General features: G+C 42.8%; 14 protein-coding genes and 2 pseudogenes. 12 read left to right on the plus strand and 4 right to left on the minus strand.

Annotated features, from left to right (window positions below; translation table 11 throughout):
• Positions 1–97 precede the first annotated feature (97 nt).
• Positions 98–526, minus strand: coding sequence for a hypothetical protein (locus ADS79_RS15670; RefSeq protein ID WP_049739367.1), 429 nt, complete (start codon positions 524–526; stop codon positions 98–100).
• A 122-nt stretch (positions 527–648) separates the two neighbouring features.
• Between ADS79_RS15670 and ADS79_RS15675 the strand changes: the two genes are divergently transcribed.
• From ADS79_RS15675 to ADS79_RS15685, 3 genes are all read left to right on the plus strand, one after another.
• Positions 649–1,398 (plus strand): 2-phosphosulfolactate phosphatase, encoded by a 750-nt coding sequence (locus ADS79_RS15675; RefSeq protein WP_236699998.1) that lies wholly within the window; start codon positions 649–651, stop codon positions 1,396–1,398.
• A 98-nt stretch (positions 1,399–1,496) separates the two neighbouring features.
• Complete coding sequence (locus ADS79_RS15680) at positions 1,497–3,635, plus strand: RCC1 domain-containing protein (RefSeq protein ID WP_049739369.1); 2,139 nt, start codon at positions 1,497–1,499, stop codon at positions 3,633–3,635.
• Positions 3,636–3,803: 168 nt separating this feature from the next.
• A complete protein-coding gene (locus ADS79_RS15685; protein ID WP_049739370.1) occupies positions 3,804–4,256 on the plus strand; it encodes a GreA/GreB family elongation factor in 453 nt (150 codons plus the stop codon).
• Between the two features lie 56 nt (positions 4,257–4,312).
• Here the strand turns inward: ADS79_RS15685 and ADS79_RS15690 are convergent, their stop codons facing one another.
• Positions 4,313–5,287: an IS30 family transposase gene (locus tag ADS79_RS15690; RefSeq protein WP_049739371.1), complete on the minus strand. Its 975-nt coding sequence runs from the start codon at positions 5,285–5,287 to the stop codon at positions 4,313–4,315.
• An 812-nt stretch (positions 5,288–6,099) separates the two neighbouring features.
• On the opposite strand from ADS79_RS15690, the gene ADS79_RS15695 reads away from it, so the two are divergent.
• Genes ADS79_RS15695 through ADS79_RS15705 form a run of 3 tightly spaced genes read left to right on the plus strand, consistent with a single transcriptional unit; the run spans position 6,100 to position 9,418 of the window.
• A complete protein-coding gene (locus ADS79_RS15695) occupies positions 6,100–7,188 on the plus strand; it encodes an ABC transporter transmembrane domain-containing protein (protein WP_049739372.1) in 1,089 nt (362 codons plus the stop codon).
• Positions 7,189–7,194: 6 nt separating this feature from the next.
• Positions 7,195–7,872, plus strand: coding sequence for an ABC transporter ATP-binding protein (locus ADS79_RS15700; protein WP_049739373.1), 678 nt, complete (start codon positions 7,195–7,197; stop codon positions 7,870–7,872).
• Between the two features lie 40 nt (positions 7,873–7,912).
• A complete protein-coding gene (locus ADS79_RS15705; protein WP_161807297.1) occupies positions 7,913–9,418 on the plus strand; it encodes an ABC transporter ATP-binding protein in 1,506 nt (501 codons plus the stop codon).
• 262 nt (positions 9,419–9,680) lie between these two features.
• On the opposite strand, the pseudogene ADS79_RS15710 reads toward ADS79_RS15705, so the two are convergent.
• Positions 9,681–10,117, minus strand: a pseudogene (locus tag ADS79_RS15710) (N-acetyltransferase family protein).
• 54 nt (positions 10,118–10,171) lie between these two features.
• Positions 10,172–11,185, minus strand: a pseudogene (locus ADS79_RS15715) (IS1595 family transposase).
• A gap of 767 nt (positions 11,186–11,952) precedes the next feature.
• On the opposite strand from ADS79_RS15715, the gene ADS79_RS15720 reads away from it, so the two are divergent.
• The 6 genes from ADS79_RS15720 (at position 11,953) to ADS79_RS15745 (ending at position 18,105) form a co-directional block, all read left to right on the plus strand.
• On the plus strand, positions 11,953–12,537 hold the full coding sequence (locus ADS79_RS15720; protein ID WP_049739375.1) for a TetR/AcrR family transcriptional regulator: 585 nt from the start codon (positions 11,953–11,955) through the stop codon (positions 12,535–12,537).
• A gap of 13 nt (positions 12,538–12,550) precedes the next feature.
• A complete protein-coding gene (locus ADS79_RS15725; protein WP_049739376.1) occupies positions 12,551–13,690 on the plus strand; it encodes an FAD-dependent monooxygenase in 1,140 nt (379 codons plus the stop codon).
• 486 nt (positions 13,691–14,176) lie between these two features.
• The gene (locus ADS79_RS15730) at positions 14,177–14,518 is read left to right on the plus strand and encodes a hypothetical protein (RefSeq protein WP_049739377.1); all 342 of its coding nucleotides are present in this window, start codon (positions 14,177–14,179) and stop codon (positions 14,516–14,518) included.
• A gap of 191 nt (positions 14,519–14,709) precedes the next feature.
• Positions 14,710–14,907, plus strand: a complete 198-nt coding sequence (locus ADS79_RS15735; protein WP_049739378.1) for a DUF3311 domain-containing protein — start codon at positions 14,710–14,712, stop codon at positions 14,905–14,907.
• On the plus strand, positions 14,904–16,379 hold the full coding sequence (locus ADS79_RS15740; protein WP_049739379.1) for a sodium:solute symporter family protein: 1,476 nt from the start codon (positions 14,904–14,906) through the stop codon (positions 16,377–16,379). The genes ADS79_RS15735 and ADS79_RS15740 overlap by 4 nt, the downstream gene beginning before the upstream one ends.
• Positions 16,380–16,398: 19 nt before the next feature.
• Positions 16,399–18,105, plus strand: coding sequence for an adenine deaminase (locus ADS79_RS15745; RefSeq protein ID WP_049739380.1), 1,707 nt, complete (start codon positions 16,399–16,401; stop codon positions 18,103–18,105).
• Positions 18,106–18,115 lie beyond the last annotated feature (10 nt).

Below are 18,115 nucleotides of genomic sequence, written 5' to 3' on the forward strand. Positions count from 1 at the left end.
GCACAATACCCGATTGGTTTTCATAAAATAGCTCGTTTGTAGAAAGAAAAAAGGAACTATGAAAAAATCATAGCTCCTTTTTGGGGTAGAGAACGGTTTAGAAACAAGTATCAATTCTTACAGTTTGGAATTGGCTGTCGAGTACAGTAAGACCGTTCACGACTCCTCCGCCAACAGCTGTACGGCCATAAGTGGTGAGAAGAACATTTTCATCCATCTCACGATCACCATCGTTGCGACAGCCGACAGTAAGGCGTACTTCATAGTGGAAAGATGCTGGTACTGCTGCATTAAACGCCATGCGAGTGTTACCTGGAAGCATTTGGGTTACATCCAGCAATGTGCTAACCGGATTGGTTTGCGTAACAGCGTCACCCCAGTTCAATACCTGAACACGCACCTCTACAGGATCGTTGTTCAGGTTAACGAGGTCAAGGTGTGCTGTGACTACGACTGCGAGGTTATTTTGCAGAATTCCAGTCGTTCTTACTACTTGCTCACGGCGTCTTCTTCCTTCATCTGACATTCACGTTCACTCCATTCATAGTAGCTTGATTAGTGGGACATAATACTTTATTTCATCTTGTACCTTTTTGTAACGGCGAACGCATGGGGACGAGTAACCATTTTAATAGGAAGGCGTGGAAATTGTTGATACATAAGGATTTGTTCAAGCAAGCTGCGTTTACGGCCCGGTTTGAGTGGGGGTATGAAGGCGTTGAGCTGGTTGGCAGAGGCTCCTCTATCATTGTGATTGTAGATGTGCTGTCTTTTAGCACGTGCGTAGATGTGGTAATAGGGCGAGAAGGCATCGTATATCCGTATCGCGTAAAGGATGACACAGCGGCACGCTTTGCTGAGCAAAAAGGGGCATTGCTAGCGGGAAGCAGAGGGGAGCGCATTTCCTTGTCTCCGGCAGCCTTGCAGACAATCCCATTGAACTCCAGGATCGTTCTACCATCGCCAAATGGCTCCACCTGTACGGTCCTGGCAAAAGAACACAAGGCAACGGTCATTGCAGGCTGCTTGCGAAATGCTTCAGCTGTAGCCAGTTTTGTCCGTGCGCATAAAGGGACCGTAACGATTATCGCATGTGGAGAAAGATGGCCAAGCGGCGCTCTGCGTCCGGCAATCGAAGACATCATTGCCGCTGGAGCCATTTTGCATGAGCTTGGTGAGCATATCCTTTCCCCAGAAGCGCAGATGGCTGTTGCTGCCTATACATCCGCCAGAAACGATCTAGCCCATCTCCTTTTGCAATCGGGTTCAGGGCAGGAGCTGATCCACAGAGGGTATCCCGAGGATGTCCATGTCGCCGCGCTGCACAATGTCAGTGAAAATGTCCCTGTATTAAATGATGACATGGCGTACGAAGCTGCTTCCTGGGATAAGCTGTAAGAAGTTTTCCCTTTGTTTTATTTCCAAATATTTGTAACGACGAGCGGCAGTCGTACGTCTTACGAAGATAACAAGGAAAGAATGAGGGGAAAACGAGAATGAGGAAGAAGAACCGTACCTCCCTGATGATGATGTATTCGTTAACGCTTGGTGTAGCCATAGCGGGCTGCTCGCCAGCAGATCAACCAGTAGAATCTGTTCAGCCATCAGAAAAGACAGCGGAAACAACCGTGAATGATAGCGATAGTCAGAAAATTCTTGCGCAGGTAGAGCTTGCAGCTTGCTCTGAGGAAAGTATCAAGAAAACGACTCTTCCCAATCCGTCCGTAAAAAAATGGCGTCCTCTTGAAGCAGGACAACCGCTAAGTGGAATCGCTGCGATCAGTGTCGATCCGATATTTGATGGGGCAGGTTACGGTTGGAAGCCGGGGACTTCGTATGCAATAACCAAAGACGGATCAGTTTGGCGATGGGGCTATGTCGATGGTCCCGTAGATTTTCCCGTTCAGATAAAGGGGTTACGCGGAGTCAAGCAAATCTCGGATTCCTTTGCGCTCACGAATGATGGCCAGGTATGGAAACTCAATTCACAAGGGGCGGCTGAAAAAATAAAAGAGCTGGAAAACAGTGAATCCATTCAAGTAGTAGACATGTTCGAAGCCTTGATCGTTCTGAAAAAGGATGGGACCTTGTGGAAGCATGATATCAACACCGAAAAGCCAGAGCAGCTAATTGGATTCGTGAACATACAAAAGCTGTACGGCTCTGCCTCTTCATTATTTCTTGTAGACTCGACTGGTAAGCTTAGTTATGTTGATGGAAGTGGTGGAGGACAATTAACAGCCGAAAACCAGCAAATAATCCCGGTGCCTGGCAAGGTAACACTGATTGCAGTGGATTATCGGGATCATGGTCTCATCCAGGTAGATTCCGGAGAAGTGTTTGTGTTCTCTTCCAAAGAAAAAGCGCCACAGCGAATGCCCGTAGCGGATGGTGCGAAAAGGTTGGCAGTAACAGCAGATGACATGTATCTCATGGTCAAGACGGATGGCTCTGTGTGGGGATGGGGAGCAAACATGAACAGCATGCTGGGAGACGAGGGGCCTACAACGATCGATCAGCCAGTTCAGATCCAAGGCTTAACACGTATTATCGACATTCAAGCCGGGACAGATCATGCTATTGCGCTGGATAAAGGCGGGCACGTTTATTCCTGGGGCAGCAACATGACGGGACAGCTTGGGAGAGTTCCGGTTCTCTTTGGACAGTGGACGGAAATCGGTCAATTACCCGATATTCAGCAGGTCGTAACAAAATTGGATAAACCGTTTTTCGTCCGACTAGATGGTTCCATCTGGAGCATGTATGAAAATCGCACAACGTATGAAGTCAAGGGCCCTGCGCAGATACGGAAATTGGACAGTATGGACGGAACTCCCGTAACCATAAACAAAGCTGGCCAGCTCCAGATGTGGGAGAATGACTTTACAGGATGTCAAACACTTCCCCTTCCCTTTTCCGTAAAGGATATGGTTGGTGGTGATAGTCATCTGCTGGTTCGTACAGAAGACGATCGTTATATAGCCATTGCATTCGATTATGATAATGCAAGGTCTTATGATCGCAAAATGGTTCCAGGTAAGGCGGAGCTAGTCGAGATTGATTCCTCTCTTGCCTCTCGCATCACGAATTTGTATGCAAATCAATATACGTTTCTGGCGCTGACCCAAGAAGGAGAAGTGCTCTATGCAGATCGAACCAAAGAGGACGCCTTCCGTTTCAAGAAAGTACCCGACCTCCGCAACATAAAAGGGTTAGCACCCGAATATTTTGTTCGCTATACGCACGACCCAGCGTCGATATGGGTGAGGGATGACAAGGGACGGGTTGAGGAGCTTCTGCTTCAACCAGAGTTTGAGCACACACAAAAAATAAATTCAATACGAGTGGAAAAAAGCGCAAATGTAGAAGAAGGAATAGACAAGATGAGCGGTAGGCTTAGACTGACAACGGATGGACAGATTTTCGAGCATGAATGGGGTCCATCCGTTAAGTCGAAGATACCTGAGCCTGTTCGCCTCGTATCTTCGACTTATCGATACGCGATCGAGGGACCTGGGTCTCATTACCATATGCTGGTGACGGAAAATGACAAGCTGATTGTAATTGGATACAATCCATTCGGACAAAAATCAGGACATCCCGATCAAGTCATTTCACTGGGAGACAGGAAATAGTGGATGCGACTGCTAACTTTTTGCAATGACATGGAATCATTTGTGAATTCCTGATAAAATGATTGGAAAGCCCTTTCGGGGGCTATTTTTTTAAGGAGGGCTTTTGTATGAAAGACATGACTCTCATCAAACTCGTTTATGAAAAGCATCTTGGAGGTGACATTTATTATGAGCCATAGTATTATGAGCGGAACTCGCAAACATCTGATTAGTCAGCTCGTTTTCTTTGATGAACAATATTCGATTTTCTACGATCAATATGTCCGTGAATACGGAAGAGATAAACAGGTTATCGATAGCTTGGTACAGCGCTATAAAGAAACATTGGAAAAATTGCTGGCGGGTGATGACGATGCCTTATTACAATCATTGCATGGGATTACACTTCTCGGCAGTAGTGTTAAAGTTTTATTTGAAGTGGATGGGTATGAGGAATCATTTACTGTGGTATATCCTACAGATATTGATCCTGACAACAATCGAATTTCGTTCTTATCTCCGATCGGCAGGCAATTGCTATTGGCAGGGCCTGAAGATTCAATCGTTTTAGAAAGTCCTGTCGGTTCAAGTCATGTACGAATCAAGGAGATAAGATTTACATACATGGGAGGTTTTTCGTAACTCCAAATAAACAAACGGACATTAGACAGAAGACACTACATCGCTAGTGTCTTTTTTTACATGACGGATTGGCAAGCCAAGTGCGACAGAGCTTCCATGAATGATTCGTGAGCCGTCTTCCAACCCAGATATTTTCTTGGACGGTTGTTCATGAGACCCAATGCTTGAGCAAGCTCTTCCTCAGAGACCTCCGCAAAATCTATTCCTTTGGGGAAGAATTCTCGGAGAAGACCATTCGCGTTTTCGTTGGTGCCTCTTTGCCAAGAGGAGTAAGGATCAGCAAAGTAAATAGCTAGATCATGTGCCGACTCCAACCGTTCATAACAGGCAAATTCTTTCCCCCGATCAACGGTAGCTGTTTGAAACGTTCCTTTGGGAAAAGAAGCCGCGACCACCCCAAATGCCTTCTCCAGAGAGGTCGAGGTTCGATCAGGCATCTTAACGGCAAGATAGAGGCGGGTCTTGCGCTCAGCGAACGTAGCGACGCATGCTTTACTTTTTCCCCGACTGGAAACAACCGTATCCAGCTCCCAGTGACCAAAACTTTGACGTTTTCTCACGTCTTTGGGGCGCTGCTGAATAGACTTGCCTATGTTGAATCGGCCACGCGTTTCTACAGGCCCTCGGCGTTTGCCTTTGTAACGCAGGACAGCAGTATCTTCTTTGACCAGAAGACCTTGATACAGCCAGCGATAGATCGTTTTAAACGAAACCTGCTGTTTGGGGCATTCTTGACTCATCCGTCCGGCAATCTGCTCGGGAGACCAGGTTTGTGCCAACTTCCCGGCAATGTATTGCTCACGTTCGGCTGTCCATTTGCTCCGAGAAATAGATCGTTCACGTCGTTTCTCATAAGCCACATGAGCAGTCTCAGCCTGGTATTCTTCTACCCCATGCCCTCGTTTTAACTCGCGAGCAATGGTAGAATGATGTCGTTTGAGTTCTGTGGCAATCGCACGGGTAGACCAACCCATGCGATGAAGGATTGCTAGCTGACTGCGTTCGGTTATGCTAAGATGGGAATAACTCATGATTGATTCTCCCGTGTAAATGTGGTGTGGTAACTTCATTTTACACGAATCAATCATGGGCCATTTTTTTGCCTTTCGTTAGGTGTCGCACTTCATATTACAATCCGTCAATTAAATAACTTAATTGTCTTTTTTATTAGAGGCGGGCATCTCGTGGGAAGATCATTCGCAAATTTGCATATCAAGTCGAAAAAAGCCTTGAGAAGACTGTCGAAGCATTAAGAGAGCTAAGCGAAGGGCGTGCCAAAGTATTAGGCAGGCAGGCCAAATCAAGAAGCGTATGCGATGATGACCTTTGTTGTTCAGCGTAGCCTGTAAAATTCCAAAAGCATATTTACCTGTTCGGAAATCCTAGCCCGCTTAATCGATTAAGAGGGGACGGATAGCTCCTTTCTTACATACCACCATATATGCGGGTCCACATACGGCGGTAGTCTAACTTTATTATTCGAAGTTACTTATGCAACAATGAAATACAACATCGAGTCTAAAACAATTTATAAATATCTTATCGATTAAAATGACCGGAATTCCTTGATAGATAAGGAGTGCCGGTCTATTACTTTATTATCACTAAACAACGGATGTGTTCCGTGGCATTTGGCGGCAGGTGGTCATTCAATTGGCGCAATTCCGCGTGAAGGTGGTCGTCAATTATTCATTGAATCAGGAGAAAGCGGACAGCTCAACACTATTCCACATTGATAGAGGGAAATAGGAAGTAAACCATTTTTGATAGTCGCCCAAATTATGGTAAAATACAACTTACTCATCAAGAACAACTGGGAGGAGATCTCGAGGAGGATAATAGTGTGAATCAATCACATGATGAAAACACTAGGGTAACTACGAAGCAATATATATGGGCTCTTTCATTCATGCGACCTTACAAGAATTGGGTTGTTTTGCTTTGTACATGTGGTTTTATTGCAGCGACCTGTGAGCTATTAATTCCGAAATTTGTTCAGCATTTTATCGATGTAATCTACCCTGCAAAAGACATTAGAGGGTTCGTCATGGGCATATTCTTGATTCTCTTGGTGTTAGCCTTTAAATTCGGGGCGGGCACTGGGAAGGAACTTGCTCAACGGATCATTCAGGAGAATACTGTTCGTGATTTACAAATCTCTATTTTTCAACAGTTACGTCGTCTTGGTTTCTCCTATTATGAAAAAACACCATCGGGAGCCATTCTGACATTACTAAACACCGAAGTTTCCGCTCTCCAGAAATTATATCGTCAATATTTTCCTGACTTTTTGCAAAATGCGATCTTCACATGTATTTCTTTTATTCTAATGTTCTCGCTTAGCAGTACTCTGACATTATTGTTTCTTCCTTGTTTTCTCCTTTATTACCTAGTAGGGCCTTATTTTGAAAAAAGAGCCTCATGGACTGCTCAAAAATTGGCGAACAGCCAAATGCAGTTTGGACAGAAAGTATATGAAAGTATATCTGCCTTGACGGAATTACGTGCATCCTTTTCGCATCTGTGGGATTCACAACGAGGTTTTCACGTGACGGATTTGTTGAATAAATACTATGTGATGCGTTACTGGTACGCATACTGGCGGGGGACAGTTAGACGGTTAAGTTATTACATCGGCTGTATCATATTGTTTATCTATGGCTTTTACGCCATCCAGAACCAAACCCTTTCAGTGGGGGAGTTTGTAGCCTTTTTGCTCTACTACTTCAATGCTTTGCATCGTTTGACATCGCTGATCACACTGATAACGGAACAAAAGGTACTCTTATACCAGGTAAAAAACCTGTACGAATTTATGTGTGTCACTCCTGAGGTAAAAGAACTTGACCATCCTTATGCTCCGAAGATTGTTCACGGTCAGATCACTTTCAAAGACGTTCATTTCTCGTACCCGGACAAACAGCAAGTATAAAAAGGAGTGACTCTAACCATCCACGCTGGAGAAAAAATAGCTATTGTAGGAAAAAGTGGATGTGGAAAATCAACCTTACTCAAATTAATAGGACGATTTTATGATCCTGAAAAGGGTGAGGTCCTTTTGGACGATGTTCCAGTGGCTAATTATTCGTTTGCTTCGCTTCGCAACGCATTGTCGCTTGTGTTTCAGGACGTATATTTGTTTGGTTCTTCTATACGGGAAAATATCCAATTTGCAAGGCCAGATGCCACGGAAGAAGAAATAATGGAAGCAGCCAGAGGAGCGCAATTGCATGAAATGATCATGAATTTACCTGAAGGCTATGATACCTTGGTAGGTGAACGGGGGGTAAAACTGTCCGGTGGGCAAAAACAACGGTTGTCATTAGCCAGAATGTTCCTTCGAAAGGCACCTATTGTAATCCTAGATGAACCCACTTCTGCACTGGATAATGTAACCGAAAATCTCATTTTACGATCCTTTCAGGATACTCTCAAGCACGTAACGATTATTACAGTGGCTCACCGTCTTAGCACCATACGAGATTATGACCGAATTATCGTAATGGATGCAGGTATTGTCATAGAGACAGGTACTTATGATGAATTGATGCGTAGAAAGGGAGCATTTTATCGACTCGCTAATGAGGATGTCAGCCAGGAGGTAATCCATGCGTAACTGGGTTTGGATTTGGTCGCATATCAGTAAGTGCAGAGGCTTGTATTTTATTGCGATGCTTCTCTGGCTTTTGGAGTCTGTAGCCTATATTGCAACACTGACACTGCAACAACAAATTATCGATGAAGTGATTGTGAAAGGGCAATATCCTTTGTTTTGGCGAATGTTGGCGATGATTGCTATCTGTTATGTGGTCTACTCCCTTTTGTTTGTTTTCAGTCCCTATCTTCTAGGAATTGTACATAGCTTTTTTCGGAAGCGGTTAACAGCCCTGGCTCTTGACCACTTATATCACATTCCAATTCCCCAGTTGCACAAAGAGAGAACAGGCAGGTACGTAGAACTGTTTTCAAATGAGATCCCTGCTGTGGCTAGACTAATCGGGGAAGATATTGCCGATGCCTTCAAATATATCTTTCACGCATTAATCGTTAGTATTGTGATTGGGACCGACAGCCCGTTAATTCTTGCAGGTGTGCTTGTATTCAGCATCATCTTTGTAAAAATGGGACGGACCTTTGGTGCTAGGCAAAAAATAATGGCCGCACAAATCCAGAAGGAAAAGACAGCAGTAGTCATTTGCATGGAAGAAGGAGTAGCATCTACAAGAGAAGTTGTTGCTTTTAATAGAGAAGAGTGGGAGTACAAAAGGTATTCGAAAGTATTCGACCGTTATTACAAAAGTGTCATGGCAGAGGGAAAAATGATGGTGAAGCAACTCCTTACAAAAGATCCAATCATTTGGGGAAGTTACATGATGGCGCTTGCCATCGGCGGGTACCAGGTATTACAAGGGGAATTGTCTGTAGGTTTCTTTGTTGTCATTTATCAATTAACGTCGGAATTAATGATTGGAATTGAGAAAGCATACAAGTTTTCCGTTGAGGTCGCAGGGAAAATGGCATTTGTCGATCGTGTCAGAAATTTTCTTGAAGACAGAACGATCTCGGATGGCACGTTACCTTTTAAGGAACCAGTTACTTCCCTCTCTTGTTCACAAATCACCTTTCGTTATGACGGCAGTAACGATTCCGTTCTGAAAGGGTGTAATCTGGCCTTTCCCATTGGAAAAAAGGTTGCCCTCGTGGGGGGAAGTGGAAGCGGGAAATCAACGATTGCTCATCTGTTGATTCGTTTTTATTCTCCAGACTCGGGATGTATTCTCGTGAACGAGAAGGAGATTGAACAGATCAAAAGAGGAGATTGGGCAAAAAAGGTTACGATTGTTTTTCAGGAACCATATTTGTTTGCCTTAACCATAAGAGAAAATGTAGTGATGGGAGTAGAGAATGTTACGCAAGAACAAATCGAGCATGTTTGTCGATTAATGTGTATTCATGATGATATCGTAAATTTACCAAATGGCTATGATACAACGATAGGCGAAAGAGGGATTACATTGTCTGGTGGACAAAAACAGCGGCTAGCTTTGGCGCGCGCTATTTTAAGGAATCCAGAGATCCTCATTCTAGATGAAGCTACGTCTGCTTTGGATAGGCATACCGAACGCTTGATACAATCAAAAATGCTGATATCGTCTACGTAATGAAGGGTGGACGAGTCGAAGAACAGGGAACACATGCTGAACTGCTTCAGAACAACCATGTATACAAAGAATTAGTGGATGCCGAAGTAAAACTTAGCAATCTAAGCTCCGGGATAGGGGAGATAGAAACTGCATAAATTCAAATAAAAACCTCATTATCCAACTTAAATATACGGACTATAAATTAATGACCTATTTCGCGAAAGCGATAATAGGTCAATTACATTTATTGTTTATATACAACAAACAATGACTTGTTCTCTTACACTGTTAAACTCATAGTAATATTTCTCACAGAAAACCCCATTTTTTCGTAGAGTTGAATAGCATGGTTCTCTGCAAAGACACCCAGACGAATTTCAGAGTATCCTTCAAGTTTTAAACGGTCAATGGCATTTTTCATTAACTGCTTAGATATTCCTTTTCCCCTGAATTCATGTGTCACATAAAGTTCATAGATAAAGCCAATCACCCTATCGGTAAATTGGTCTTTACTCGCCCCAATTAGAATCCAGCCATTAACTTTGAATCTTCTGTTGCTATTAAGTAATAACAGCCCTTCTCCAAAAGTGGCTCAATAAGTTGTTTAATTTTCTCATCAGTAGGTTTTACTCTGCCCATTGTCCCTTCAAACAAGGCTTGTGGTGAATGCATCATAATTTCTTCAAGTTCCAAAATGTTCGGTTTCCTAATTTCCATGTTGTAGAGTTCGTTCCTTTCATGTATCCGTAATGTATGTAAAGCAATATACTTTTATCCAGTTTTAAACATACCAACTGTCATAAAGTTCGCCTTTTTATAGGATTCCAGCACCATAGTTCGTTTTCGAAGAATTTTGTTCAATTGTTTATGCAACTCTAAAAAGCGAAACCAGGACAAGTAGTTGTCCATATACTTAGTCGCTACACCATTAAAGCGTTCCATCCACTTTTTTAGACGTTGGTGATAGGAATTGACATGTTGGATATGAAATACACCTTTTTTGACATGAATGCCTTTACTGGCGTTAATGATTTCGTGTGGAATACCTTTTTGCTTGGCAAATGCTTTATAGTTTGTGACAGAATCGGAGCAAAGGACAACCTCTTTTTCAAGACACCCATTCAGTGTTTGGTCGATTTAATCGGCAGTGATGCGTCCACGTCCAGCAACTTTTGACAAAACGTTTCCGTTTCGGTCATGAGCGACAACCACGCTGATTTGCTCTTTGCTGATTCCACGCTTCTTCGCTTTACCGCAACGTTTGCGAGGTTTACGATGCGTGACGGATTTCTTGCCCTTATTGCTTTCCAAAAAGTACGTTTCGTCGCTCTCTATGATGCCTTTCAACGTAGAAAAGCCAATTGAACGCAATGCAATTAAAATCTTGTGCCGCCAATAGAAAGCAGTGGAAACGTGGATTTCCAATTTTTCAGCGATTTTTGGCAACGTAACGCCATCTACCATCATTTGAAAGTATTTTAGCCATTTGTGAGGATGATGGGTTCCTGAAATCGGGCTTGCTGTCATATCATTAAATGATTTTCCACAGTCTTTGCAGATGTATCTCTGACGAGAACGATATTTGCCGTTACGTTTGATGTTAACACTACCACAATGGACACACGCCAAGCCACTGCTGAAACGTACTTCCCGAATTTCGCCAACCATATTGGCAATGTCCTCTTTGGGTTCAGGGAAAAGCGTATCTTTAATGGCTTGAAACAATGAATGTTGTTCAGACTTAGGTAAATCACTAAAATCGCCATAAACAGCCTTCCAGTCCATGTGCTATACCCCCCAACAGACAAACCATTTAACCTAATTATAACAGAAATTTAGCAACAGTTAACCGAAAACAGCCTAATTGAAAGAGGTCAACCAGTAAAAACTGGCTGACCTCATAATACGACGAGTTCGATAGTTTAATAAAAGGCTTAAAACCTACATTTAGTTTGTAGGTTTTGTTTTGGTCAAAAATCAACAACTATGTTTAACAGAGCCTTTATTTAAAAAATGTTGGTCTTCCAATAAGTTTGGAAGGAGAAACAGATGCATTTGACCAATTTGGTGATTTAAAGGAAGGTTATGAGATTAAAGCAGTAATCACGATTTAAATAAAGATGTCTATGACGAGATTGTAGTTGTTATCTATGATGGCGTGGTTATAACAAATCTTTGGGTTTATTCCTATGTAGATACAGAGGATTTAACAAAGGTAAATCCTTATGACGAATACGCATCTTTTCTTAACGAGCGAGACGCCGCATGACGGACTCAGGATGACGGGTTTCGGATCTGATTTGTCCATTTACGCACTGGAAGAATATACCCGGTTAAAGCACGTGATGGTCAAAAGTAACTCATTAATGGAGCCAATACTATCGAAAGGGAGCAACATTTTTTGGGCGAAAACCAGACTCCCAGCCTCCAATAATACATAAAAAATACACCCATTGGGGTGTTTTTTTGTAGCTACACTGTTGACGTTTTATTATTATAGAATTAAAATGACTTTGGTCATAAAATGACTGCGGTCATTTTTTGGGGGGCATATGATGAAAGCAAATCGGAAAAAAGAATTAAAAGAACAAATCTACATGAAAGCGATGCAGTTATTCAAAGAAAAAGGTTATGAACAGGTGACAGTTCAAGAAATTGCAGATGCTTGTGATATAGCAAAAGGAACCTTTTTTAATTATTTTGCCAAAAAAGATGAAATCTTATTGTATTTAGGTGTATCGCAAATTGATTACTTTCTAACGCACCAAGCAGAGCTGGAAAGTCATACATTGCTTAAGGAACAAATTACAAGTAGCTTAGGGGATTTGTTACAGCGCTTCTTAGATCATGGTGAGATTATGAAATTTACTGTATTGGAGTTAATTAAATCTGAATATCTCATTCAAACCGAATCGAAAAGCATCGATCGATTTCAAAACTACTTGATAGAAATAATTAAAAAGGCAATCAATAATGGAACATTCCATAGCAAATGGGACACTGAACTGATTGCTTCAACCATTATGGGCATTTACTTTAACACCTTAATGACGGCAATCATGCAGCAGAACGTCGATGCAAAAGAGTTTTTCCAACAAAGCTTAAATGTCGTTTGGGAAGGTATTTGTAAAAAATAGGGGGGAGTAAAAGATGAAACAAAAAGCAATTATCGTTGGTGGCGGTATTGCAGGATTATGTGCTGGTCTTATGTTACAGCAAAAAGGTCTAGATGTAGAAATATACGAAAAAAATATGGAACCAACTGTAGCTGGAGCTGGTATAATTATTGCTCCAAATGCCCTTCAAGCGTTACAGTCGTATGGTATTGTAGATGAGATTATTCATCAAGGGAATCGAAGTGATGGTTTTCATATATATTCACAAAAAGGAAATCTATTAAATAAACTACAGATTCCGGGACAGTTTGAAAGAATGTATTCGCTCCATCGAAAAGATCTACACGAAATTTTACTGACAAGATTATCCTCAAATATCGTGCATTTTGGAAAAGATTTTCAACATGTTCAGCAAAATCAACAAAAAGTACAAGTGACATTGAAAGATGGAAGCATAGCAGAAGGTGACTTGTTAGTAGCAGCGGACGGTATCCATTCACCGATTCGCAAACAATTACTAAGTCAAAATTTATATCGTTATGCTGGGTACACATGCTGGCGTGGTGTCATATCTGCAGAATCTATTCCATCTGTAACAGTAGATTTCTACGAAACATGGGCATCGAATGGTCGTTTTGGTCTCGTACCATTACCAAACAATCAACTCTATTGGTATGCACTAATCAATGCGAAAGAACGTGATCCAAAATTTGCGAAATATACTCCTCAAGAGTTAGCAAAACATTTTACTGATTATCATGAACCAGTTACTCGTATTATTAACGAAACGAAACCAGAGCAAATGATTCATCGAGATATCGTGGATATTCATCCAATGGAACAGTTTTTTATTGGACGTACCGTTTTCATTGGTGATTCTGCACATGCTATCACTCCAAACATGGGGCAAGGAGCATGCCAAGCAATTGAAGACGCAAACATTTTAGCGGAATGTATTGTAAGAAATCAGCACATTGAACAAGCATTTAAGAAGTATGATAATCATCGTCAAGAGCGCATTCAAGCTTTATCCAAGCAGTGCTGGCAGCTGGGAAAAATCGCTCAATTTGAAAATGGACTAGCAGTGGCATTTCGAAATACAATTTTAAAAAGCTTACCTACTTCAATGATGCAAAAACAAGCACAAACAATTTATGAATTTCCCAATCTATAATCGAAGGTATTGATAGTTGAAGTGTGGTAGACATAACAACGGCAGTCTAGGATGGGATAACCCCGCATTGGTCGACACTTCAGACAAATAAGGAGTCGCTTCGTTTAGGGGCGAAACTGGGGTTTGAGTTTGCGTACAAACGCAAGACGTTTGAATTTGAGTTCTAGGCTAATCCTTTGAAAAAATGATCGGTTGTTAATGACTCGCGACTAACATTTGGATAAAAAGAACAATGGTTACTTCAAAGAAAAGCCGTGGCTTAACCCAACGTACCACTCGGTTGGAACAATAGTAACGGAGTATTCCCTCTATCCCTGCTCAATAGGCAGGGTTTTTTAAGTAGTATGTGAATCCTCCTCGACAGCTCCAACCATCGAAAAAAATATAAAGATGAATAATTATTGCGAAAAGATGATGATTTCAGTATAATTGGGAACAAGAAAAGAAAGCGTTCGCAATTTTACCCTATCCTGTACAGGTGATAGCATGTATGTACAAGATTCTTCAGAGAACAAGAAAAAGCTGACCCAGCTTTACAACGAGATATGCAAGCAACTGTTTGGAGCCGGCACGATCTTGTTGAAGGTAGATATTGATGAGAGATTTCTCACTTTTCGTTCGAAACACCGACGGGCACCACACTCCCTAGCCTTGGAGGGTGAGGTACCTGCACTAAAACGAGAAGTGGACGTGCAAATGTCTCAGATTTTCAAAAAGCGTTTTACTGAAAAATTAGAACAGGAACTTGGTTTGAAGGTCGAGGTCATTCTGCGGGATTACGATTATGTCTCCCAATGGGCCTTTACAGAGGTCATCCTGGTAGAATAACAAATAATCGAGTCGCAGTTCTTTTGATAAATTCTTGAGAGCTGAGACCCATAACACATACGAGCAGCAATTCGCTTTTGTTTACAAAGCAAAGAGCTCTTGTTAGAAATTCAATTTCTATCAAGGGTTTTTTGCTTTTTTTATATATTTTTTTCTTATTCAACCATTCAAACCAAAAAGGAGGAGTACGTGTGAAGCCAATTTATCTTCTGGGAGCGATCCCGTTCATCGGGATTGTAGGTGGCAGCGTTTTTGCCAGCAAGGTAGACGCGATTGTGTTAGGGATGCCATTTTTGATGTTTTGGCACGTCATCTGGTTGGGGATTGCATCTGTTCTTATGTTGATTATTTACAAATTCGACCCCGCTAACGAGGAGGAACAAGAATGAATAGCGCTTTGATTATTATTACTCTCTTCTTACTGTTTGCTCTGTTTGTGGGAATCCGCGCTAGTAAAGGAAAAAACATGAGCTTGGAGCAATGGACGGTAGGCGGTCGCGGTTTTTCCACGCTGTTTGTCTTTTTGCTTATGGCAGGTGAGAACTATACGACCTTTACCTTCCTCGGTGCCAGCGGATACACATACGGCAAAGGAGCGCCCGCTTTTTATATTTTGGGCTATGGCTGTCTGGCTTTCGTCATGTCGTATTGGATGCTGCCAGCCGTTTGGAAGTACGCCAAAAAGCACAACTTGCTCTCGTTCTCAGACTTCTTTGCCAGCAAATACAACAGTCGGGCCATGGGGATAGTCGTATCGATTGTAGCGGTATTGGGGCTGAATTCCTTGTTAATGGTTCAATTGAAGGGGCTAGGCATTATCGTATCGGAGACGTCCTACGGTTTGATTTCTCCGACCTTGGCTATTTGGATCGGTGTCATATCTATGATTATTTATGTGACGGTCTCCGGTATTCGTGGCTCAGCCAGCATCGCTGCTTTTAAAGATATAATCATTTTAGCAATCGCTCTCTTTTTAGGAAATTACTTGCCGATTCATTTTTACGGTGGCTTTGATTCGATGTTCCAAGCGATTGAGGCAGCCCATCCTGACAAGCTGATGCTACCGGAAAAAGGCCAGAGCATATCCTGGTACGTATCGACGATTTTACTGGTGGGATTAGGCTACTGGATGTATCCACATTCTTTTCAGGCTACTTACTCCGCCAAAAGCGCCAAGTCTTTGCGGAAAAATGCCATCATCATGCCGCTGTATCAGATTTTGATTGTGCTCATTTTTTTTGTAGGATTTGCAGCGATTCTGCAAGTGCCGGATCTCAAAGGGACAGATGCTGATCTCGCCTTGCTGAGGCTGGTAAAAGAAACGTTTAATCCGTGGTTTGTAGGAATTGTCGGAGGTACCGGGCTGTTAACCGCACTCGTGCCGGGCTCGATGATTTTGTTGAATGCTTCGACGCTATTAGCGAAAAACGTATACCAGGCGATTGTTCCAGATGCCCCCGAGGAACGGATTACACGCATTGCCAAGATGATCGTTCCGTTATTTGCTTTAATGTCCCTGTATTTTGTATTCCAGGGCGGCAACTTCTTGGTAGATCTAAGTATTTTCGCGTCGTCCATTTTAACGCAGTTGTTCCCAGCTTTTATCTTCTGCTTGCCCGCTAATCCGTTCGCAACCAAGCAAGGTGCCTTTTCCGGCATTATCGCGGGAGCTATTTTCCTCTCGTACTTTACCATTACGGGAGCCAAGCTCGCAGATATGTTCCCGCAGTGGCCTTCGCTGCTCACAGACATCAACCCTGGATTTTTCGCGCTGGTGATAAATACGCTTGTTCTCCTTGTTGTTAGTGTGTTGACACGCAGAGAAGCAACCGGCGTGGATGAAAAAGAACAGGTGGCCTAAACAGATAAGGAGGATAATCATGCAAGTCGATTTATTCATCAACAATGTTCGTGTATATAACCATGTGCAAAAGTGTTTCGAGAGCGGCAACGTGGCGATATTAAACGGAAAGTTTTTGTATAGCGGTAAAAAAGGAGCAGAAAACTTTCAGGCAAAGGAGGTGATCGACGGAAAAGGGAGATTCATGGTTCCGGGTTTAATCGATATACATCTGCATATTGAAAGTACGATGGTGACACCGCCTACTTTTTCATATGGACTGATTCAAAATGGGGTCACGACGATTGTTGCCGATCCACATGAAATGGCAAACGTCTTCGGTGTTCGAGGCATTCAGGAGATGATTAGGATGGGTGAAGAGTGTGTGGCGGATATTTATTATGGAATCCCAAGCTCGGTTCCTGCTACCGCATTCGAAACAACGGGTGGCGCCATTGACATCGCAGAGATTGATGAATTGGTAAAAGAAGAGCGAGTTATTTGTCTGGGCGAGGTCATGGATTACATGAAGGTGATTACGGAACCAAATAGCAAAACAAATCGGATCGTACGCCATGTGCGCGAGCAGTATCCGCACCTGCCAATCGAGGGACATTGTCCGAAACTGATGGGTACTGAACTCTGCAGCTTTATCTATGCTGGAATTGACTCAGACCATACGCAACAGACGATTTCAGGAATGGGGGAGCGCATGCGAATGGGGATGTTTATCGAGTTGCAAGAAAAGTCGATGACACCTGAGATCATGCAGTATTTGATCCAGAATGACCGCAGTGAGCACTTTTGTTTTGTGACCGATGATGTGATGCCAGATACGTTTGTAGAAAAAGGGCACTTAAATCATTTGATCAAAAAGGCTATCACGTCTGGAATGAAGCCAGAGGATGCAATCTATGCGGGAACAGTGACTCCTGCGAAAAGAATGAGGATGTACGATCGTGGCGTAATCGCACCGAACAAGATCGCTGATTTTATGCTGCTAGGTGATTTGGTGTCTTTTGACATCCAGGTGGTTTATAAAGACGGACAAAAAGTGTACGACCGAGCCGAACCCTATGATCAACCTGTCATTACGCATGCATTTCCGCAAGATTTTTACGAAAGCATCAAACGTGGAAAAGTGGAAGCAAATGATTTCGTCATCACAGCACCAATTCAAAGCGGAGAGGTTTCCTGCCGCGTGATGATGGTTGCTGACGGAACCACTTTTACGAAGGAGCTAATCGACCAAGTTGAGGTACGGGACGGTCAGCTTGAGTGGGGAGCGAGCAAGTATTGTGTCATCGGTGTATTTGAGCGCTATGGGATCAACAGCAACAAGGCATTCGGACTAATCGGCGGAGATACGATCAAACGCGGTGCGATTGCTTCTACGTATTCTCACGATAACCACAACCTTCTGGTGGTCGGAAAAAATAAGCAGGATGCTTTGCTTGCCGCGAATACAATTATCGAAAATCAAGGCGGCTTCTGCGTAGTCGAGGACGGAAAAGTACTCTCCTTTGTCAAACTGCCTATTGGCGGCATCCTGTCGGAAGAACCGCTAGAGGAGATCGCCCGTCAAATGAAGGAGCTGCGTCAAGCGATGAAGAACCTGGGCTACAAGCACTACAATCCAATTATGTCGTTTAGTACGCATTCGCTGCCGGTTAGTCCGGATTTGAAGATTACAGATTTAGGCTTAGTTGATGTGAATAAAGGCGAGGTCGTTTCTATGTTCGTCTAACTCATCGTTT

This window comes from Brevibacillus reuszeri, from assembly GCF_001187725.1.
GTDB classification, from domain to species: Bacteria; Bacillota; Bacilli; order Brevibacillales; family Brevibacillaceae; genus Brevibacillus; species Brevibacillus reuszeri.